General features: G+C 65.2%; 7 protein-coding genes. All 7 read left to right on the top strand.

The genetic code is table 11. From position 1 onward, the window contains the following. Nucleotides 1-320 precede the first annotated feature (320 nt). The 7 genes from QF092_RS11825 (at nucleotide 321) to QF092_RS11795 (ending at nucleotide 23,434) form a co-directional block, all read left to right on the top strand. Nucleotides 321-635, top strand: a complete 315-nt coding sequence (locus tag QF092_RS11825; RefSeq protein ID WP_281464105.1) for a hypothetical protein — start codon at nucleotides 321-323, stop codon at nucleotides 633-635. A gap of 12 nt (nucleotides 636-647) precedes the next feature. Beyond that, on the top strand, nucleotides 648-6,209 hold the full coding sequence (locus QF092_RS11820) for a beta strand repeat-containing protein (RefSeq protein ID WP_281464104.1): 5,562 nt from the start codon (nucleotides 648-650) through the stop codon (nucleotides 6,207-6,209). A 509-nt stretch (nucleotides 6,210-6,718) separates the two neighbouring features. Next, nucleotides 6,719-7,399, top strand: a complete 681-nt coding sequence (locus tag QF092_RS11815; protein ID WP_281464103.1) for a hypothetical protein — start codon at nucleotides 6,719-6,721, stop codon at nucleotides 7,397-7,399. Nucleotides 7,400-8,041: 642 nt separating this feature from the next. Beyond that, nucleotides 8,042-8,446 carry a hypothetical protein gene (locus tag QF092_RS11810; protein WP_281464102.1) on the top strand — a complete coding sequence of 135 codons (405 nt, stop codon included), beginning with the start codon at nucleotides 8,042-8,044 and terminating at the stop codon, nucleotides 8,444-8,446. A 12-nt stretch (nucleotides 8,447-8,458) separates the two neighbouring features. Then, complete coding sequence (locus QF092_RS11805) at nucleotides 8,459-18,922, top strand: Hint domain-containing protein (protein WP_281464101.1); 10,464 nt, start codon at nucleotides 8,459-8,461, stop codon at nucleotides 18,920-18,922. A 184-nt stretch (nucleotides 18,923-19,106) separates the two neighbouring features. Further along, on the top strand, nucleotides 19,107-20,393 hold the full coding sequence (locus tag QF092_RS11800) for an efflux RND transporter periplasmic adaptor subunit (RefSeq protein WP_281464100.1): 1,287 nt from the start codon (nucleotides 19,107-19,109) through the stop codon (nucleotides 20,391-20,393). Beyond that, entirely contained in the window at nucleotides 20,390-23,434 is a 3,045-nt protein-coding gene (locus QF092_RS11795) for an efflux RND transporter permease subunit (protein WP_281464099.1), read from the top strand. The genes QF092_RS11800 and QF092_RS11795 overlap by 4 nt, the downstream gene beginning before the upstream one ends. Nucleotides 23,435-23,498: the final 64 nt, after the last annotated feature.

The following is a 23,498-nucleotide window of genomic DNA, read 5'->3' as shown; positions in this document are numbered from 1 at the left end:
GCCTGTCCGTGCGGATCGGGGCTAAATCCCAACGACGTCTTTTGTCCGAGTAACGAGAAGTTCTCTCATGGTAGCCACCCAACCACACCAAAGGGAAAAGGCGGGTCTCTACGACCCTCGCCAAGCCCCATCCCCGATCTGCCGCGCGATGGCGCGGCTCGCTGACCGGGCTGACCAGACAATGACCACGTCCAGAAACTGAATGATCACCCGTCCGATGGGCGCGGCGCGGTCTCTGCCATTGCCGATCAAACAGGCACCCAATCGCAACTGCGCGTTTTGCCGATCTTGGTGCGCGTAGTGGATTTAGGAAAAGTAGCATGCCGACAAACAACCCAAGCGGCAATGTCCGCAAAGTCAACGGCGCCATCTCAGGCGGGTTCATGGCTGTGGGCTGTGTCGATGCAGAGGGCGGTCGGATCACGGAAGCCAAGGGCGTGATCTTCGGCAATGGGGGCAATGACGATATTCGCTCCGGTGGGGCGGTGATTTCGTTTCCGGCGGTTCAAGCGGTCAGCTCATCGATGGCGGCCTGGGCAACGACAATCTCAACGGCGACGAAGGCTTCGGCCGCACACATCCAGTTCAATATTTCCGGCCCGACGCTGTGCGGCGGCCGGTCGCGTAAATCCTAAGGAGTAATGATCATGGCCGAGATTCGTGGACGCCTCACATTCGACATCAACCGCGACTCGCTGGAGCTTTTGAACGACGCGCCGGCGACCGTAGCAGTTCTTGATCCCGGCATCGCAGGTGTCACGGTTCAGCTGATCAACACCCGTCAACAGGTGGTCGCCACCACGGTCACCGATGCCAATGGTAACTATGCGTTCACGGGCCTGCCGTCCGGGCAGTTTGCCGTCCGGGTCCCGACATCCATCAATGGTGCCACGCTGGGCAATGACAACGACGTCGGCGTGTCTGGGTCTCCCAATGGTTTTGTCGGCACCGACGAATACGCCTTTGACAGCGATTTCTTCACGCCTCAGTTCAACGGTGTGCTGCCCCGCGAACAGGGTGGCACCTCCGACGGCACGTCGGCGTTCTACTTTCTGTCATCGAATGAGGTCGAGCCGAACGTCGACGCAAGTTACGGGTTCTACGACGGACGAGCGCTTCCAGATGGTGTCGTCAACGGGGCCGAGACGGGCGAGTTCATGTCCGTTGGATATTTTGACCAACAAGGCGACCTGATCACCGAAGGCAATGACGTCATCTTCGGCAATGGCGGCAATGACGCTATCCGCGCGGGCGGCGGCAATGATTTCGTTTCCGGCGGCATCGGCGGCGATTTCATCGACGGCGGCGCAGGAAACGACAATCTCAACGGTGACGAAGGCAATGACGACATTCGCGGCGGCGCGGGCAACGACGGCCTCTTTGGCGGTGATGGAAACGATTTCCTCGACGGTGGCGCTGCCAATGACACGATTGTCGGCGGCAACGGCAATGACGACCTGCGCGGTGGCGACGGCAATGACAGCCTGAGGGGCGGAACCGGCGCTGACCAGATCGTCGGCGGGGCGGGCAATGACACGATCATCGTCACCAGCGCGGCCGAAGGGGCGGGCGATAACATCCGCGGCAACGATTTCGGCAGCGTGGGAGATACCACCGACACCGACGTGCTCGACCTGCGCGGCGCGGGCCCCGTCACCATCAGCCAAGAGGCCGATCCCAACGACCCCGGCGCGACCCGCGGCACGATCACCTTCGGCGACGGCTCGACCCTGGCCTTCCAAGGGATCGAGACGATCCTGAGCGACCCCAACGGCGTGGTTGACGGGGCCGAGACGGGCGAGTTCATGCCCGTGGGCTATGCGGATACGCAGGGCGACCTGATCACCGAGGGCGCCGACACGATCTTCGGCAATGGCGGCAATGACGACATCCGCGCGGGCGGCGGCAATGACAGCGTCGACGGCGGCACCGGCAATGACTTCGTCGATGCGGGCGCGGGCGACGATACGGTCCTTGGCAATGACGGCGCTGACAACCTGCGTGGCGGTGACGGCAACGACAACATCGACGGCGGCGCGGACAACGACTTCGTCGACGGCGGCACGGGCAACGACACGATCCTTGGCGGCGCGGGCGATGACGACCTGCGCGGCGGCACAGGGACGGATTCCCTCGACGGCGGCATCGGCAATGACTCGCTCTTTGGCGGCGACGACAATGACCTGCTGAGCGGCGGGCTGGGCAATGACGACCTGCGCGGCGGCAACGACAATGACGTGATCTTTGGCGATGCGGGCGATGACTTCATCGAAGGCAATGCAGGCGACGACAGCATCTCGGGCGGCGACGGCGCTGACAACCTGCGCGGCAATGAGGGCAACGACACGATCGATGGCGGTGCGGGCAACGAGTTCATCGACGGCGGCACGGGCGACGATTCACTCCTCGGCGGGGCCGGGGCCGATGACCTGCGCGGTGGCGACGGCAACGACAACATCGACGGCGGCGCGGACAACGACTTTGTCGATGCGGGCACGGGCGATGACACGATCCTTGGCGGCGCGGGCAATGACGATCTGCGTGGCGGCACAGGGACGGATTCCCTCGACGGCGGCATCGGCAACGACTCGCTCTTTGGCGGCGACGACAATGACCTGCTGCGCGGCAGCGACGGCAGCGACACGCTGAGCGGCGGGCTGGGCAATGACGACCTGCGCGGCGGCAACGACGATGACGTGATCTTTGGCGATGCGGGCGACGACTTCGTCGAAGGCAATGCAGGTGACGACAGCATCTCGGGCGGCGACGGCAATGACAACTTGCGCGGCAATGAGGGCAACGACACGATCGATGGCGGTGCGGGCAACGAGTTCATCGACGGCGGCACGGGCGACGATTCACTCCTCGGCGGGGCCGGGGCCGATGACCTGCGCGGTGGCGACGGCAACGACAACATCGACGGCGGCGCGGATAACGACTTTGTCGATGGCGGCACGGGCAACGACACGATCCTCGGCGGCGCGGGCAATGACGATCTGCGTGGCAGCGCGGGGACGGACTCCCTCGACGGCGGCATCGGCAACGACTCGCTCTTTGGCGGTGACGACAATGACCTGCTGCGCGGCAGCGACGGCAGCGACACGCTGAGCGGCGGGCTGGGCAATGACGACCTGCGCGGCGGCAACGACAATGACGTGATCTTTGGCGATGCGGGCGATGACTTCGTCGAAGGCAATGCAGGCGATGACAGCATCTCCGGCGGCGACGGCGCGGACAACCTGCGCGGCAATGAGGGCAACGACACGATCGACGGCGGTGCGGGCAACGAGTTCATCGACGGCGGCACGGGCAATGACTCGATCCTTGGCGGGGCCGGGGCCGATGACCTGCGCGGTGGCGACGGCAACGACAACATCGACGGCGGCGCGGACAACGACTTTGTCGATGGCGGCACAGGCGACGACACGATCCTCGGCGGCGCGGGCAATGACGACCTGCGTGGCAGCGCGGGGACGGATTCCATCGACGGCGGCATTGGCAACGACTCGCTCTTTGGCGGTGACGACAATGACCTGCTGCGCGGCAGCGACGGCAGCGACACGCTGAGCGGCGGGCTGGGCAATGACGACCTGCGCGGCGGCAACGACAATGACGTGATCTTTGGCGATGCGGGCGATGACTTCGTCGAAGGCAATGCAGGCGATGACAGCATCTCCGGCGGCGACGGCGCGGACAACCTGCGCGGCAATGAGGGCAACGACACGATCGACGGCGGTGCGGGCAACGAGTTCATCGACGGCGGCACGGGCAATGACTCGATCCTTGGCGGGGCCGGGGCCGATGACCTGCGCGGTGGCGACGGCAACGACAACATCGACGGCGGCGCGGACAACGACTTTGTCGATGGCGGCACAGGCGACGACACGATCCTCGGCGGCGCGGGCAATGACGACCTGCGTGGCAGCGCGGGGACGGATTCCATCGACGGCGGCATTGGCAACGACTCGCTCTTTGGCGGTGACGACAATGACCTGCTGCGCGGCAGCGACGGCAGCGACACGCTGAGCGGCGGGCTGGGCAATGACGACCTGCGCGGCGGCAACGACAATGACGTGATCTTTGGCGATGCGGGCGATGACTTCGTCGAAGGCAATGCAGGCGATGACAGCATCTCCGGCGGCGACGGCGCTGACAACCTGCGCGGCAATGAGGGCAACGACACAATCGACGGCGGTGCGGGCGACGATTCACTCCTCGGCGGGGCCGGGGCCGATGACCTGCGCGGTGGCGACGGCAACGACAACATCGACGGCGGCGCGGACAACGACTTTGTCGATGCGGGCGCGGGCGACGACACGATCCTTGGCGGCGCTGGCGATGACGACCTGCGCGGCGGCGACGGTAACGACACGATTTCCGGCGGTGCGGACAACGATCTGCTGACGGGTGGGGGCGGGGCAGACCTGATCGAAGGCGGGGCTGGCAACGACACGATCTTTGCGGACAATCCCTTTGACACCACGGATGACGGTGCGGTCGACAGCGCGGGCGACCGTGTCTTCGGCGGAGCCGAGGGGGCTGCGGACAACGACGTGCTGGACCTGCGCGGCCTAGGCGCGTTGCAGATCGTGCAGGAGGCCGACCCGGACGACGCGGGTGCCTTCCGCGGGACGGTGACTTTCGCCAATGGCGGCGTGCTGACCTTCCAAGGGATTGAGACGATCCTGCGCGATACCGATGGCAGGGTTGACGGGGCAGAGATCGCCGAAACGATGGACCCCGGCTACACCGATCTTCAGGGTGACCAGATTGACGGTCCCGACGGGCTGAATGACTCCATCCGCGGCAACGGCGGCAACGACACGATCAATGCCGGTCTGGGCGACGACTCGGTCGATGGCGGCATCGGCGATGACCTCGTTGACGGCGGCGAAGGCGACGACAGCCTTTCCGGCGACGGCGGCAGCGACCTGCTGGCTGGCGGTGCCGGGAATGACACCGTCGCGGGTGGCACCGAAGACGACACCCTTCTCGGCGGTGAAGGCGATGACCTACTGTCGGGTGACGAAGGCGACGACAGCCTTTCCGGCGATGGCGGCAACGACCTGCTGGTTGGCGGTGCTGGGTTCGATCGGCTTGATGGTGGAGAGGGGGATGACAGTCTCGACGGTGGCACGGAAAGCGATTTCCTTGCCGGCGGCGACGGCGATGATCAGCTCACAGGCGGACTGGGTGACGACTTCATCGAAGGTGGCGCTGGCAATGACCTGCTGTCGGGCGATGAAGGTGACGACACGTTGGCGGGCGGCCTCGGTGACGATCAGGTCCTCGGTGGCGATGGCTTCGACGTCCTCTTCCTTGACGACGGCAACGATCAGGCCGATGGCGGTGCGGGCGACGATGTGATTTTCGCGGGCGACGGATCTGATAGCGTGATCGGAGGGGAAGGTGCCGATTTCGTTTCGGGCGGTGGCGGGGACGATGTCATCGACACGCGCGGATCGAACGAAGCACCGGACATCTTCTTTGCCGATCTCGGCGCTGCCGATATCGACCAGAACGATGATCGCGACCTCGTCTTTGGCGATGACGGGGATGACATCATCCGCACTGGCGATGACGGAGACGAGGTTTATGGCGGCCTGGGCAACGATTTGATCGACTCCGGCATCGACTCGGACATCGTATTTGGCGAGGACGGACAGGACACGATCACAGCCGGCGAAGGGATGGACACCGTCGATGGTGGCGATGGCGACGACCTGATCTACGGCGGGGTCGCGCCCAGCGACCCGGATGTCTTCAGCTTGTCAGACATGGTCGACCCAGCGCCCGAAAACGATATGGACGTCCTGCTTGGCGGTGCGGGCAACGACACCTTGTTCGGTGGCGATGATGCCGACCTGCTGATGGGCGACGATGGCGACGACTGGCTGGATGGCGGACTCGATGCCGATACGCTGGATGGCGGCACGGGCAATGACGTGCTCACAGGTGGCGAGGGGGCGGATGTCTTCGTCTTTGTTCCGGGCGGCAATCTGACGATCACCGATTTCGAGGAGGGCGACCAGCTTCTGTTGGTGGACTACTACAGCGATCTGGTGGAACTGTTGGGCGATTTCGCAGATGACCTCCTGCTCAACCAATCGGTCGGTGACTTTTCGGACAATCTCGCGCTCGATGGCAGCATCAACCTTGTTGGCGTGACGGACCAACTGTTCACAACCGACTCCACTGGGCTGTTCTGACGGCGGGCGCAGCTGGGCCTAGCCTCTGGTCCCTAATGCCTGGACCACACCGCCAAACCCCAGACGTCGCGGCATCCTTTGATGTCGCGACGTCCTGCCTTGATTCGTCGCTGTGCGCCGGCCCTTATACGTCAGGCTTGCGTACCTATCCGAAAGAAGTGGTCCGCAACGGGCAATCCGCGCCACCCCTTCCCCACCTTGCAGAACCTGCCGCAGCCGCCCCGCGCGAACACCCAACACGAGTGGGACAGATTACCCATTCACGAAAAAACCGTGCATGTCATGGTCGGCATTCTTGGGAACCCGAGGGCCAGCCGATAGATGCCCCGGCATGGCCAGCGCCAAACCAAATTGCCCGGAAGATGTTGCCGCAACATCAACCAGGATGATAGGCTGACTGGACATGATTGCAGGGTCGGAGCGAGTGTAACGAGTACAAAGTTTGCGGCATTATGATTGTAAACGGTGCCTCCGACCCTGCGTCCCCTCGGGACAATCCATCGCTGCGCATGTTGCGTGCGATTGAATGCATCGCCCGGATCGGGCCTCTTAGCTATGACAGCCTGAAGGTCGAACTTGGCATATCCAAGACAGCCACTTGGCGTATCGTGCAAACGCTGCGCGACGCGGGGTGGGTGCGTGTGCGCCGCGGTGGCAAGCTGATCGAACTTGCCACGCATCTGGACGAACTATTCGCCAACGCGCATTTCTCCGACGCGGAATTCACCGAAGTGGCGGATGTGCTGCACGATCTTGGTGCCGAACATCCGGTCCATTTCGACCTCTTCACCATGGATGCCGCAGGACAGCCCGACCTTCTCGACACCACGCGCCGCATGACGACGGCAGGCCTGCGGTTTGACATAGACGAGGATCTGCTCCTTTTCACCTTGCGCGCGGCTATGACGCCGCAGCAGTTGGTCCGTCATTTCACCAAGGTGCTGGAAACGGCCCAACCCGAACTGGCCGAGGCAATTCGCAGCGGTGCCGAAGGCCGACGTCTGCGCAAGGCTCCCGGCGCACTATGGGGCGAGACGGCCCTCTTCATCAGCCTCCGCGGGCGCATGGGCAGCCCTGCCGTGATCCGCGTCGAACCGCGCGACGGGCTGCCCCTCTTCTCTACGGCCACCTCGGCCCATAGCGCGATCAAGACCTGCCTTGCGGCGGTGGTCGAATTCCGTAGTCTCTAGGTCTGCCGAACCCTTGCACAGAACCCTGTCGCGCGACCCGCCTCGTGCCCCTTGGGCACAGCACCAGTCACGACCAAGGGAATCACCCTAAGATTCCTGTCAGAATGCATCGCACCCGCCAATTCTACCGCGAGGGTTGAGCGATATGCGCCAATGACCATAAGCCGCACTGTTGCCAAGTTGGAAAAAATCCCCGCCACCATCCGGCATAGTCCATCCCTGAATCTTGAATGATGGACTGTAAGATGTTGAAAAATATTTAAAAAATAACAAAGTCAGCACCTTAGAAACAGGACGTAGCACCGGCCCCGAAGCGCCTCATTCCGAAAAACGGAACGCATCGGTTAGACTCCTAAATCGATTGTCGTCATCTGACATAGGGGTGGGTCATGCCTCGACCAAGGTGGATGCATGGCTAGTAGTGAGTATGTCTGTGGGTACGAATGTGTGTGCTACATTCTCAGTCGCGTTGATCGCAAAGCGTTCCGAAACGCTGTCCCGCGGCCTTATGCGCGGCCCCGGCTTCGGTCGGCCGACGAAATCCATCCAGCCTTCGCCCGTTGAGGCGTCTGCCCTTTTTGATCGGGCAGATCGCATCCCCGCATCCCCGTCCAGCTGTCCATGTAACGGCGGGTCCCTCGTATGATCACGATTAATCCGCGTGACAAAGGCTACCTTGATGACGGGGCCGACACCATCGAGTTCATGCCTTTGGGCCATTTGGTTTGCAGAGGTCATGGGACGGCTCCTCATCCATTGAAGCTCGAGTGGCGCGTCGCCAAGCGCGTGCGCAGATCGGCTGATCGCCAAAAGCGCGCCCACAAGGCGCCGAGCGACCGCATGATCGGCTTTCGGGCCGCATCTGCGCTGTGTCGCCAAAACGAATCCAATCCTGCACGCAGCCTGCGCTGCGTCCTCGGCTCGCATGACGTGTTTATGCGCCCGAACCGCTATCCCCACGCGCGCCCCACACGGCATTCGGTCGCGCACATCCCGTTCAATGTTTCCGGCCCGACGCTGTGCTGCGTCCGGTCGTGTAATTCCTAAGGAGTAGTGATCATGGCCAGAATTCAAGGACGCGTTACACTCGACCAAGACCTCGACAATCTCGAGCTTCAGGGTAAGAGTCAAACCGACCCGAATGCCCTCGACCCCGGATTATCTGGCATTACGGTTCAACTGATTGTTCCAGGCAACTTTGGCACGGTGATTGCCACCACGACCACGGATGCAAACGGTTTCTATTTCTTTGATGGTCTTGCAGCAGGGGACTACGGCATCAGGGTCCCCACGAGCGTTAACGGAGCCACGCTGGCGCGGCAAAACGCGGTCGGCAATTCTGGCAGTGCGAATGGTTTCCTAGAGGGCGATGAATACGCGTTTGACAGCGACATTTTCCCAAATGGCGACTCGGTCTTCTACTTCCTGTCCTCCAACGAGACCGAGGAAAACGTTGACGTAAGCTACGGCTTCTACGATGGTGGAGTACCTGCCGACGGCGTCGTCAACGGGGCCGAGACGGGCGAGTTCATGCCCGTCGGCTATTTCGACCAGCAGGGCGACCTGATCACCGAAGGCAATGACGTCATCTTCGGCAATGGCGGCAATGACGACATCCGCGCAGGCGGCGGCAATGACTTCGTCTCGGGTGGCCTTGATAACGATTTCATCGACGGTGGCGCGGGCAACGACAACCTCAACGGCGATGAAGGCAACGACGACATCCGTGGCGGCGATGGCGCAGATGGGCTGTTTGGCGGATCTGGCGACGATTTCCTCGACGGCGGCACCGCCAATGACACGCTTACCGGCGGCAGCGGCAATGACGACCTGCGCGGCGGGTCCGGCAATGACGAGCTGTTCGGCGGGTCCGGCAATGACCAGCTTCTCGCGGGTGACGGCAACGATACCGTCATCGGTGGCAGCGAATCTGACATCATCAACGGCGGCGCGGGCGACGACATCACCTATGGTGACAACGCGCAGGGCTTTGGCACGCTAAGTGTCGCCCAGCAGATTTCGGATCAGGACGGTGCCGGTGGCAACGATCTGTTCCAGGGCAGCCTTGGCGCCGACCAAAGCTGGGGTGAAGGCGGCAATGACACGCTGGCCGTGGGCAGCGCGGCCAATGGCGCGGGCGACATCTTCGTCGGCGGCAACGGCCCCGACCAGAACACCGACAACGACGTGCTCGACCTGCGCGGCGCGGGCCCGGTGACGATCTCGGCCACGGCGGATGCGACCGATGCAGGCGCACGGCAGGGCACGGTGACCTTCGCCGACGGCTCGACGATGCAGTTCTTCCAGGTCGAAACGATTCTGGCCGACAACCCGCTGCCCAATGGGGTTGTGGACGGCGAAAACACCGGCGAATTCATGCCGGTTGGCTATAGTGACGCCAACGCACCGAACGATGGCGGCGGCGACCTGATCACCGATGGCGATGACGTCATCTTCGGCAATGGCGGCGATGACGACATTCGCGCAGGCGGCGGCAATGACTTCGTCTCGGGTGGCCTTGATAACGATTTCATCGACGGTGGCGCGGGCAACGACAACCTCAACGGCGATGAAGGCAACGACGACATCCGTGGCGGCGATGGCGCAGATGGGCTGTTTGGCGGATCTGGCGACGATTTCCTCGACGGCGGCACCGCCAATGACACGCTTACCGGCGGCAGCGGCAATGACGACCTGCGCGGCGGGTCCGGCAATGACGAGCTGTTCGGCGGGTCCGGCAATGACCAGCTTCTCGCGGGTGACGGCAACGATACCGTCATCGGTGGCAGCGAATCTGACATCATCAACGGCGGCGCGGGCGACGACATCACCTATGGTGACAACGCGCAGGGCTTTGGCACGCTAAGTGTCGCCCAGCAGATTTCGGATCAGGACGGTGCCGGTGGCAACGATCTGTTCCAGGGCAGCCTTGGCGCCGACCAAAGCTGGGGTGAAGGCGGCAATGACACGCTGGCCGTGGGCAGCGCGGCCAATGGCGCGGGCGACATCTTCGTCGGCGGCAACGGCCCCGACCAGAACACCGACAACGACGTGCTCGACCTGCGCGGCGCGGGCCCGGTGACGATCAGCGCCACGGCGGATGCCACTGATGCAGGCGCGCAGCAGGGCACCGTCACCTTCGCCGACGGCTCGACCCTGCAGTTCTTCCAGGTCGAGACGATCCTTCAAGACGCCGACGGCACTGTGGACGGGGCCGAGACGGGCGAGTTCATGCCCGTGGGCTATGCGGATGCGCAGGGCGACCTGATCACCGAGGGCGCCGACACGATCTTCGGCAATGGCGGCAATGACGACATCCGCTCGGGCGGCGGCAATGACAGCGTCGACGGCGGCACCGGCAATGACTTCGTCGATGCGGGCGCGGGCGACGATACGGTCCTTGGCAATGACGGCGCTGACAACCTGCGTGGCGGTGACGGCAACGACAACATCGACGGCGGCGCCGACAACGACTTCGTCGACGGCGGCACGGGCAACGACACGATCCTTGGCGGCGCGGGCAATGACGATCTGCGTGGCAGCACGGGGACGGATTCCCTCGACGGCGGCATCGGCAACGACTCCCTCTTTGGCGGCGACGACAATGACCTGCTGCGCGGCAGCGACGGCAGCGACACGCTGAGCGGCGGGCTGGGCAATGACGACCTGCGCGGCGGCAACGACAATGACGTGATCTTTGGCGATGCGGGCGACGACTTCGTCGAAGGCAATGCAGGCGATGACAGCATCTCCGGCGGCGACGGCGCTGACAACCTGCGCGGCAATGAGGGCAACGACACGATCGATGGCGGCGCGGGCAACGAGTTCATCGACGGCGGCACGGGCGACGATTCGATCCTCGGCGGGGCCGGGGCCGATGACCTGCGCGGTGGCGACGGCAATGACATCATCGACGGCGGCACGGAGGCCGACTTCATCGCCGGCGGTGCGGGGGCCGACACGCTTGATGGCGGTGCCGGCAACGACGACCTGCGCGGTGGCACCGAAAACGACGTTCTGCGCGGCGGGGATGGCAATGACAGCCTGCGCGGCGAGGATGGCAATGACAGCCTGCTTGGCGAGGCTGGCAACGACACGATCTTCGGCGGCACGGGCATCGACACGATCGTGGGCGGCGCGGGCGACGACATCACCTATGGCGACAACGCGCAGGGCTTTGGCACGCTGAGTGTCGCCCAGCAGATCGCGGATCAGGACGGTGCCGGTGGCAACGATCTGTTCGTGGGCGGCCTTGGCGCCGACCAAAGCTGGGGTGAAGGCGGCAATGACACGCTGGCCGTGGGCAGCGCGGCCAATGGCGCGGGCGACATCTTCGTCGGCGGCAACGGCCCCGACCAGAACACCGACAACGACGTGCTCGACCTGCGCGGCGCGGGCCCGGTGACGATCAGCGCCACGGCGGATGCCACTGATGCAGGCGCGCAGCAGGGCACCGTCACCTTCGCCGACGGCTCGACCCTGCAGTTCTTCCAGGTCGAGACGATCCTTCAAGACGCCGACGGCACTGTGGACGGGGCCGAGACGGGCGAGTTCATGCCCGTGGGCTATGCGGATGCGCAGGGCGACCTGATCACCGAGGGCGCCGACACGATCTTCGGCAATGGCGGCAATGACGACATCCGCTCGGGCGGCGGCAATGACAGCGTCGACGGCGGCACCGGCAATGACTTCGTCGATGCGGGCGCGGGCGACGATACGGTCCTTGGCAATGACGGCGCTGACAACCTGCGTGGCGGTGACGGCAACGACAACATCGACGGCGGCGCCGACAACGACTTCGTCGACGGCGGCACGGGCAACGACACGATCCTTGGCGGCGCGGGCAATGACGATCTGCGTGGCAGCACGGGGACGGATTCCCTCGACGGCGGCATCGGCAACGACTCCCTCTTTGGCGGCGACGACAATGACCTGCTGCGCGGCAGCGACGGCAGCGACACGCTGAGCGGCGGGCTGGGCAATGACGACCTGCGCGGCGGCAACGACAATGACGTGATCTTTGGCGATGCGGGCGACGACTTCGTCGAAGGCAATGCAGGCGATGACAGCATCTCCGGCGGCGACGGCGCTGACAACCTGCGCGGCAATGAGGGCAACGACACGATCGATGGCGGCGCGGGCAACGAGTTCATCGACGGCGGCACGGGCGACGATTCGATCCTCGGCGGGGCCGGGGCCGATGACCTGCGCGGTGGCGACGGCAATGACATCATCGACGGCGGCACGGAGGCCGACTTCATCGCCGGCGGTGCGGGGGCCGACACGCTTGATGGCGGTGCCGGCAACGACGACCTGCGCGGTGGCACCGAAAACGACGTTCTGCGCGGCGGGGATGGCAATGACAGCCTGCGCGGCGAGGATGGCAATGACAGCCTGCTTGGCGAGGCTGGCAACGACACGATCTTCGGCGGCACGGGCATCGACACGATCGTGGGCGGCGCGGGCGACGACATCACCTATGGCGACAACGCGCAGGGCTTTGGCACGCTGAGTGTCGCCCAGCAGATCGCGGATCAGGACGGTGCCGGTGGCAACGATCTGTTCGTGGGCGGCCTTGGCGCCGACCAAAGCTGGGGTGAAGGCGGCAATGACACGCTGGCCGTGGGCAGCGCGGCCAATGGCGCGGGCGACATCTTCGTCGGCGGCAACGGCCCCGACCAGAACACCGACAACGACGTGCTCGACCTGCGCGGCGCGGGCCCGGTGACGATCAGCGCCACGGCGGATGCCACTGATGCAGGCGCGCAGCAGGGCACGGTGACCTTCGCCGACGGCTCGACCCTGCAGTTCTTCCAGGTCGAGACGATCCTCCGCGACAGCAATGGCGTGGTGGATGGCACGCCGGGCGCCGACAACCTTGTTCCCGGCTTTACCGATGCCGATGGCGACCAGATTGATGGCACCGACGGGAACAATGACAGCATCGCCGCGGGCGCGGGCAATGACACGGTCGATGCAGGCCTTGGCAATGACACGGTCGATGGCGGTACTGGCAATGACAGTGTCGCAGGCGGCGACGGCAATGACTCTCTCCTCGGCAATGACGGGGCGGATACATTGTCCGGCGGCACAGGCAACGACACGCTGTCCGGCGGCCAAGGCGATGACCTCATCGCCATCGGCGGCGGCGATAGCGCCACGGGCGGGAGCGGGGATGATGTCTTCGTCATCGACGGCTCGGACACGGCGCCGAATGTCAATGCCACGATCGACGGCGGCACCGACGGCACCGTGGGTGCGGGCGATGATCCGACCAATGGCAATGCGGGTGACACGCTCGACCTGTCAGCTTTGACGAATGACCTTCTGCTCACCTACGGCACCAACCCGGAAGCTGGCACGGTCAATGGTCTGGACGGCGATGCCGGCCCCGACATCACCTTCACCGAGATTGAAAGGGTCCTCACCGGTTCCGGCGATGACACTGTCGACGCAATCTCCTGCCTTGGCCCGCTGGTCATCGATAGCGGTTCTGGCAATGACGAAATCCTCACGGGCGTCGGCAACGACACCATCGTCGCAGGCGCTGGCAATGACACCGTCAATTCCGGCGGCGGCGATGACAGTGTGACGGGCGGCGGCGGCAACGACCTGCTGGATGGCGGTGAGGGCAGCGACACGCTTCAGGGCAATGACGGCGACGACACGCTGATCGGCGGTGGCGGCAACGACTCCCTCGATGGTGGCGCCGATGACGACAGCCTCTCTGGTGGCGATGGCAATGACACGCTCACGGGCGGCGAAGGTGCCGATACGCTGGATGGTGGCAATGGCAACGACATTATGGAAGGCGGGTCTGGCGACGATGACCTCATCGGCGGCCAGGGCGACGACACCATGTCGGGCGATGGCGGCAACGACACGCTCGGCGGTGGTGACGGCAATGACAGCCTTTCGGGCGGCAGCGGCAATGACAGCCTGACGGGCGGCGAGGGCAACGATACCCTCTCCGGTGGCGACGGCGGCGACACGCTGGCGGGTGGTAACGGCAATGATCTGCTGATCGGCGGCGCAGGCGATGACGACATCGTTGTCGGGGCGGGCGATACCGCACAGGGCGGGGCAGGGGATGATGAATTCATCATCGACCCGAACCTTCTTGGCAGCGCACCGATCACCGTGATCGGCGGCGAGACGGATGAAGAGGCCGTCATTGACCCGACCAACAACCCCGGCGGGCGCATCGGTGATATCCTTGATATCCGCGGGCTCAATGGCGCGGTCATCACCTATGACAACCCCGACCCGATCACCGGCACCTCGGAAAGCGGGACGGTCAGCTACCTGAACAGCGCGGGGGTCCGTGTCACCCTGACCTTCTCGGAAATCGAAACGGTCCTCAGCTCGGCCGACGGCGTTGTCGACGGGTCCGGGGCGGGCGATCTGATGACCCCGACCAGCGGCCCGGGCGGCACGCCCTTCCGCGATCCGCAGGGCGACCAGATCGATGGGGCCGATGGCGTCAACGACAACATCGCAGCAGGCGCTGGCAACGATACGGTTGACGGTGGTCTGGGCAATGACACGATCGATGGCGGCATCGGGAATGACATCCTCTCTGGCAATATCGGCGATGACAGCCTGATCGGTGGCAGCGGCAATGACACGCTCGATGGCGGCGCTGGCAATGATGTGCTGTCGGGCGGCCAGTCGGATGACCTGCTGTCCGGCGGGGCCGACAATGACACGCTCTTGGGCGAAGACGGCCGCGATACCCTGATCGGCGGCACCGGCAACGATAGCCTTGATGGCGGCGCGGATGATGACCTGCTGTCGGGCGAAGGTGGCAACGATACGCTTTCGGGCGATGCCGGGGCCGATACGCTTGATGGTGGTGCCGGGGCAGACAGCCTGTCGGGTGGCGAAGGTGCCGATAGCATCATCGGCGGCGACGGTGCCGATACGATCGATGGCGGCGCAGGTGCCGACAGCATCACTGGCGATGCCGGGGCGGACAGCATCACCGCAGGTGACGGCGACGATACCGTCGACGGCGGCGCGGATGCCGATACCATCATCGGCGGACTGGGCGGTGACAGCCTCACCGGCGGTGCCGGCGATGACAACCTGACCGGCGACGCAGGCAATGACACCCTGGATGGCGGCGACGGCAACGATACGCTGACCGGTGGCGAAGGGTCCGATCTCTTGACCGCAGGCGCAGGCAATGACCTGCTTACCGGCGGGGCTGGTGACGACGATCTGGTCGTCGGCGCGGGCGACCGTGCCGAAGGCGGCGACGGCGATGACGAATTCCGCATCAACCCGGCGCTTTCGGGCAATGCCGCCATCACCATCATCGGCGGCGAAGGCGGCGAGGATCTGTCCGATCCCACCAATGGCGGAACCGGCGATGTGCTGGATCTGCGCGGCCTGACCAATGTCGTGATCACCACCTCCGGTGCGGAAAGCGGCATCGCCACCTTCCAGAACAGCGCGGGCCAGACCGTCACCATCAACTATTCGGAAATCGAACGGGTGCTGGTGGATACCAATGGTGTGGTCGACGGCACCGCAGGCGGTGACCTGATGACGCCCACCAGCGGCGCAGGTGGCACGCCTTTCACCGACCCGCAGGGGGATCAGATCGATGGCTCCGATGGGCTGAACGACAGCATCGCAGCGGGTCAGGGCAATGACACGGTTGATGCCGGTCAGGGCAATGACACGGTCGATGGCGGCACAGGCGATGACAGCCTGTCGGGCAATATCGGCGACGACCTTCTGCAAGGCGGTGAAGGGAATGACACCCTCTCGGGCGATGCCGGGGCCGATACGCTGGAAGGCGGTCAAGGTGCCGACAGCCTGTCGGGCGGTGATGGCAACGACTCGCTCTCCGGCGGCGAAGGGGCCGATACGCTGCAAGGCGGCATTGGTGACGATCGTCTCGATGGTGGCGAAGGGGCCGATAGCCTTGCCGGTGGCGCGGACAACGACACGCTCCTTGGCGGTGCGGGCGCAGACACGCTGCAAGGCGGCGCGGGTGCGGATCAGGTCGATGGCGGCGTCGGCGATGACGACATCATCGTTGGCGGGGCCGATACGGCCGCGGGCGGCACGGGCGACGATGTCTTTACCGTCGATACCTCCGATCCGAACATCAACGCGCAGATCGACGGCGGCACCGATGGCTCCTCTGGCAGCCCGGATGACCCGGCCAATGGCGATGCCGGCGACCTTCTGGATCTGTCGGATCAGACCGGCAACGTCACCGTCAACTACAACCCGGCGGTTCCGGGTGCGGGCACGGTCAACGGCCTTGATGCCGATGGCGAAAACGACATCACCTTCACGGGGATCGAACAGCTCGCCACCGGGTCCGGCAATGACACGATCAGCGGCGCAGGCAGCGTGGGCCCGATCCTTGTCACCACCGGTGCGGGCAATGACCTGATCACCACGGGTGCCGGCAATGATGTGATCGACGGCGGCTCGGGCAATGACAACATCACCGCCAACAGTGGTAATGACAGCGTCAATGCCGGGTCGGGCGACGACACCGTCACCGGCGGCGCGGGCCTCGATACAATCGACGGCGGCTCCGGCAATGACGATCTGTCGGGCGGCGCGGGCGAAGACTCGCTTCTTGGTGGCGACGGCAACGATACGCTGGATGGCGGGTCCGAAAACGACACCCTCGTTGGCGGTATCGGTGACGACCTTCTCATCGGCGGCAATGGCGATGATAGCCTTGCCGGCAGCGAAGGCCGCGACACCCTGCAAGGCGGCGATGGCAACGACACGCTGGATGGCGGGGACGAAGCCGACAGCCTGCAAGGCGGTCTGGGCAACGACATCCTCACCGGTGGTGCCGGGAACGACATCGCCGAAGGCAACGAAGGCGATGACCGGATCGAAGGCGGCGATGGGGCGGATACCCTCTCCGGGAATGACGGCAACGACACGCTGGATGGCGGCGTAGGCAATGACAGCCTCGTCGGCGGCGATGGTCGGGACTCCGTCCTTGGCGGCGATGGCGACGACTTCATCAACACCCGCGCCACGGCGGCCACACCGGACGAGGCTGGTGCCTTCTCCGACACCAACCCGACCGATGACCTTGATACGGTCTTCGGCGGCGCGGGTAACGACACGATCCTGACGGGCGACGATGCCGACGTGATCGATGGCGGCGACGGAAATGACTCCATCGATGGCGGCGTCGACGACGACACCATCCTTGGCGGGATGGGCGAAGACACGGTCCTTGGTGGCGAAGGCGACGACAGCATCGATGGCGGGATGGGCAACGACCTGCTCTATGGCGGCAACGATGTTCTTTCGCCGATCGATCTGCCGAATGACGGGACCGATCCCCTGCCATCGAACAACGAAGACACCATCGCGGGCGGTGACGGCAACGACACCATCTTCGGCTTCGACGACAACGACACCCTGTCGGGCGACGCTGGCCATGACGTCATCTTTGGCGGCTTTGACAACGACCTCATCACCGGCGGCGACGGCAACGACTCGCTCTCTGGGGATGAAGGCAACGACACGCTCAATGGCGGGGCCGGGATCGATACTCTCCTTGGTGGCGACGGCAGCGACACGCTGGTCGGCGGGGCCGGGGCGGATATCCTCACGGGTGGGGCTGGCAACGACGTCTTCACCACCGAAGGCGCCGACACCATCACCGACTTCGACCCGACGACCGGTATCCAAGGCACGACAGGGGCACCGACCGACGACAACGACTTCGTCGATCTGTCGAGCTTCTACAACGACGCCACGCTGGCGACCTTCCTTGCCAACAACCCGGGGGCGACCTTCACGAACCCCTTGGCTTGGCTCCGGGCGGATCAGGCGGACGGCGTGTTGCAAGGGGCCGGTGGCCTGCGCATCCAGAACGCAGGGGCGGCGGTCGACGGCACCCTTCTGAACGTCGAAAACACCGCGGTCGTCTGCTTCACCCGCGGCACCCGCATCCTGACAGCCGAAGGCGAACGCGCGATCGAAGACCTCGCTCCCGGCGATCTCGTCTTCACGCTTGACCACGGCTATCAGCCGATCCGCTGGATCGGGTCCAGCACGGTCGCAGGCAAGGGCCGCTTTGCCCCTATCGTGATCGAGGCAGGGGCGCTGGGCAACAACCGGACGCTGGCGGTTTCGCCCCAGCACCGGATGCTGCTGACGGGGTGGCAGGCGGAACTGCTGTTCGATGAGGCAGAGGTGCTTGTCGCGGCCAAGCTTCTGGTCAACGACACCACCATCCGGTCCGAAGAACGCGACGAGGTGGAATACTTCCACATGCTCTTCGATGCGCATGAGGTGGTCATCGCCGAAGGCGCCCCGTCGGAAAGCTTCCATCCCGGCCATGTCGGCTGGGGGGCGCTGGCCGAGGCGGCGCGCGAGGAAATCCTCGCTCTCTTCCCGCAACTCGACGGGATGGACTTCACCGCCTACGGCCCCAGCGCCCGCCGCAGCCTGACCGCAGCCGAGGCCCGCGTCGCCCGCGACGCTCTCCTTGGCGACGGGCAGATCAGCGCCGCCGAATAAGCGCTGAGAAGTCCCTGACCTTTAAAAGGGGGCCGCTGATGCGGCCCCTTTTTTCATGGCATTGCCCCAAATTCAGACCTTCGTCCGAAATTTCACCGGACCAAGCGTAGACCACAGTGCCGCCGTCTTCTGCCATCTTCGCCCCAAGTCCCGGCCCAACCGCCCGGGAAAGGAGGGTCACCGAATGCACGCGCCGGACAATACAGTCATCGCCGCCGAAACAGGCAGAACCGGGTTCGTCCTCCGGCTCTTGTCGCGCGGGACGCTGGTCTGGCTTTGCACCTTTGCCATCCTTGTCCTGCACGACAGCCTTGCCGCCCATGGCGAAGAGGCCGCCCGTGCAGACAGCGCCGCCATGGCCCCCCGACCCGTCAGTGTGGAAACCATCCGCCGCGCCGTGGTCGAGGATCGCACGCATGTTTTTGCCCGCGTGACGGCGCGCGACCCTATCGCCGTCACCATGCCCGTTTCCGATGGCGTTGTTTCCCATCTCCCCCTTGCCATCGGAGATTGGGTCGAGGCCGGCGAAACCATCGCCAGCCTCGACCCGCGCAATGCCGAACGCGCCCTGCGCGAAGCGGAACTGCGCGTCGCAACCGCGCAAAGCGCGGCAATCAGCGCCTCGGACAGGTTGCAGCTGTCCGAGGCCGGGTTGTCGCGCAAACGCGATACCCTGGTCCGCGTCTCGCAACTGGCCGAAAACGGCGCCGCTGCCGAAACCCGCCGCGAAACCGCCGCGCTTGAGGTGGACCGCGCCGAAACCGATTACAGCCTTGCCGCGTCTGCCCTACAACTCGCGCAGGATGAATTGGCGCTGGCCGAACTGGCCGTGGATCAGGCCCGCAGCATGCTGGACGATACGGTGCTGAAAGCGCCCGTCGCAGGCCGCATCCTCGCGCTCCCGCTTGAGGCGGGCACCCGTCCGGGGCCCGGCACCCTTGCCGCCACCATCGCCGCCCATGGGCGCCTTGCGCTGGCGGTTGACTTGCCTGTGGGCCATCTGTCGCGTCTCGTGGTCGGGCAGGACATGCCGCTGACCCTGTCCGACGGCACATCGCTGCGCCCCCGCCTTCTTACCCTGCCCTTCGGCAGCCCGGATCGCACGGGTTTTGCCACACTTCGGCTCGACCTGCCCGAAGAGACGACCCTCCTGCCGGGGATGACCCTTGCGGCGGATCTTGTCCTTGAACGCCGCCTCGCGATCGAGGTGCCCTTGGCTGCCCTCACCCTGCAAGGCGAAAGTCCTGCTGTGATGCGCATCATTGATGGCCGCGCCATCGCCACGCCCGTCTCCCTTGCCGCACCGCGCAAGGATGGCAAGGTCGAGGTGATCTCAGGCCTTTCCGAAGGCGATGTCATCATCGCCCGCGCCCCCGACCTCGTGCAGGATGGCGAAGCCGTCGCCGTTCCCTCAGGTCCGGGCTATCGCCGCATCGCCTCTCTCGACATTGCAGCGGAATTCTTGCCATGACCCTCGCATTTCGGGCGATCCGTCGCCCCTTCCTGCCGCTTTTGGCGATTGGCCTGTGCAGCCTGATGGGCCTTGTGTCCCTTGGCCAGATGCCCCTGCGCCATCTGCCCGATATCGGCGATGATCTTGTCGAGGCCCGTCTTACCGCCCCCGGCCTGACCCTGTCCGACACCGACCTTCTTCTTGCGCAGCCTGTGGAAGACAGCGCCACCGCCATCTCTGGCATCACCTCGGTCTCCGTCACTGTCACGCCCGGATCGGTGACGATGTCCCTGCCGCTTGCCGACCCTTCCCGTGCCGATGACGTGGTCAGCGATCTGCGCGACCGCCTCGCCGCCCTGCGCGGCATGGGCGATGTCGCCTTTGATGTGACCAGCCTTGCCGCCCGTTCCAGCCGCCAATCCGTCGCCGCCCGCATCGCGCTTTCTGCGCCGGATGATGCAGGCATGGCCCTCATCCATGACCGCCTGCTGCCCGCCCTGCATCGCCTGCCGGGGGTCGATCGCCTGCATGCCGACGGTCTCACCCTGCCAGAGCTTGTCGTCACGCCTTATCCCGAACGGCTGGCCGATGTCGGCCTGACGCAGGCCGATCTTGCCGACGCGCTGCAATCGCGCCTTTCCCCTTCGGACGGTGGCCGGATCGATGCGCCCGCAACGGGCATCCTCGCTATTTCGCTAGGCGAAGACCAGCCCGCCGCCAATCCCGAAGCCATGGGCCGCCTGCCCATTACCCTTGCATCGGGCGCCACCATTGCCCTGTCCGATCTGGCGGATATCCGCCTTGCCCATCGCCCCGAAACCAGCCGCACCCGCATGGACGGTCACCCCGCGGTGCTTGTGGCCATCTACCCCCAGCCCGAGGCCGATCTGCCCGATCTCCTTGCCCGCATCGACACTGCCGCCGCCGCCTTTTCCCGCGATCACGGCATCGCCACCCGTCTGATTGATCGCCGCGCTGATACTGTCATCGGTCAGGCACAGGCCACGACGCTGGCCCTGCTGGAAGGCGCGCTCCTTGTTCTGGCCGTGGTCTGGGCGGCCCTGCGCGGCTGGCGTTCTGTCGCGCTGGCGATGATCGTCCTGCCGCTCTCGCTTTTGCCCACGCTGCTGGGGATGCAGGTCCTTGGCTTCTCGCTCAATATCATCACGCTTATGGCGCTGACCCTTGCCACCGGCATCGTCGTCGATGACGCGATTGTCGAGGTCGAGAATATCCACCGCCACCTCGCCCTTGGCCAATCGCGCTGGAACGCCACGCTCGCCGCCACCCGCCGCATCGGGCGCGCGGTCATCGCGACAACCCTTGCCATCGTCGCCGTGTTCCTGCCCGTGGCCCTGATCCCCGGCATGGCTGGGCGCTACTTCCTTGAATTCGGCGGCACGATCGCCCTTGCGGCGCTGTCCTCCCTCGCCGTTGTCCGCCTTGTCCTGCCGCCCCTTGCCGCGCGCTGGATCGACACGCCCGCCCGTCCCGAAACCCCAACGGTCGGCGCCGCCAACCTGACCGCCCCGCCGCCGGCGCGCCCTGCGCCGTCCCGCCTTGCCCAGATGCACATGCGCCTCCTCACCGCCTCCTTCCGCCATCCGCTTCTGGTGGGGCTGGCCACGCTCGCGCTGATCACCCTTTCCGCCATGGCTGTCTTCCGCGCCGATGGTGATTTCATCCCCGCCGAAGATACGGGCCGTCTGACCTTTGCGCTGGAACTGCCCCGCGCGGAAGATGCAGTCTTGGCCGAGGCACGGCTTGCCGACCTGACACGCAACCTTCTCGCACTGGATGGCATCCGCCACGCCACCGCCATCCGCCCCGAAGATGACCCAACCCGCCTGCGCCTGATCCTTGATCTGGCCCCCAAGTCCGACCGCGCCCCGGCCGCCGAAATTCAGCGCGATGTTCAGGCCCTGCTTGCCATCGAAATCGACCTCCGCGCGCGCCCGCTGGGCGAAACGGGCCGCCCACAGGCCGAACTCCTGCTCACAGGCCGTGACCCCGCCTCGTTGCACCAAGTCGCCACCGCCGCTGCTGCCACCCTGCACCGCAGCGCCGCCCTGCCCAATGCCGCGGTCGATCGCGCGCTGATCCCCGAACAGCGCCTGATCCTTGATCCCGTCGCCGTCGATGCCCTTGCCCTTTCGCGGGATGAAGCGGCGCGCAGCCTCTCGCTTCTCACCCGCAGCGCGGCCCCCCTTGCCCGCCTGCCGCAACCCGGTCTTTCAAGCCTTCCGCTGGTGCTGGATCCCGGCCCTGCCCGCAGCCTGCTGCTCCATTCCGGCGCGGGCCCTCTCCTCCCGCTGGCCGCCGTTACCCAGCCTGAACTGACCCTCGCCCCGGCGCGCCTGGAACGCCAAGACGGCCTGCCCGTCCTCCGCCTCATGGCAGACCGCGCCGAAGGCCAATCCGCCAGCGACGCCCGCGCTGCCCTGTCCGACGCCCTCGCCACCACCGATGCCGCAACCCTTGGCATCCAGCCCCGTGCCACCGGCGATGCCGCCCAACGCGCCGATCTGATGCAGGCCCTGCAAACGGCGCTTGCCTCGGCGCTCTTGCTGCTGGCTGCTGTCCTTTTTGCCCTCTACCGCTCGCTCGGTCAGGTGCTGGTCATCCTCATCACCCTGCCACTGGCGCTGGGCGGGGCGGCGATGGGGCTGGCGATCACCGGGCAGGGCCTGTCGCTGCCGGCCATCCTTGCCATGCTGCTCTTGCTGGGGATCGTGGCCAAGAACGCCATCCTGATCGTCGATGAAGGACTGTCCCGCATCCTGCAAGGCGAAGACCCGACGACCGCCCTTCTGACCGCCGCCCGCCTGCGCGCCCGCCCGGTTCTGATGACCTCTGCCGCGATCATCGGCGGGATGATCCCCTCGCTCGTGGGCTGGGGCGAAGGCGCGGGCTTCCGCCAACCCCTCGCCATCGCGGTGATTGCAGGAACCGCCGTCTCCACCGCCCTCAGCCTCGTGATCGTGCCAGTCCTCTCGCTTCAGGCCCATCGCCTAGGGCTTGCCCTCACCTCTCGCCTGCGCCGCGCCGTCCCCGCCTGACCTCTGCGCCTTGCCTTCCGACGGCCATGTCGGTTCCGAAATGGCCGATGGCGGAAATGGATGC

Source organism: Fuscovulum ytuae, from assembly GCF_029953595.1.
Classification (GTDB): Bacteria; Pseudomonadota; Alphaproteobacteria; order Rhodobacterales; family Rhodobacteraceae; genus Paragemmobacter; species Paragemmobacter ytuae.
Note: the sequence above shows the minus strand (reverse complement) of the source record. Positions and strands in the feature narration are given on the sequence as shown.

What these genes read in the sequence shown, in the direction of transcription:
- QF092_RS11800 (WP_281464100.1), top strand. Translation starts at nt 19,107, where the DNA reads ATGCACGCGCCGGACAATACAGTCATCGCCGCCGAAACAGGCAGAACC.
- QF092_RS11825 (WP_281464105.1), top strand. Translation starts at nt 321, where the DNA reads ATGCCGACAAACAACCCAAGCGGCAATGTCCGCAAAGTCAACGGCGCC.
- QF092_RS11805 (WP_281464101.1), top strand. Translation starts at nt 8,459, where the DNA reads ATGGCCAGAATTCAAGGACGCGTTACACTCGACCAAGACCTCGACAAT.
- QF092_RS11810 (WP_281464102.1), top strand. Translation starts at nt 8,042, where the DNA reads ATGATCACGATTAATCCGCGTGACAAAGGCTACCTTGATGACGGGGCC.
- QF092_RS11820 (WP_281464104.1), top strand. Translation starts at nt 648, where the DNA reads ATGGCCGAGATTCGTGGACGCCTCACATTCGACATCAACCGCGACTCG.
- QF092_RS11815 (WP_281464103.1), top strand. Translation starts at nt 6,719, where the DNA reads ATGTTGCGTGCGATTGAATGCATCGCCCGGATCGGGCCTCTTAGCTAT.
- QF092_RS11795 (WP_281464099.1), top strand. Translation starts at nt 20,390, where the DNA reads ATGACCCTCGCATTTCGGGCGATCCGTCGCCCCTTCCTGCCGCTTTTG.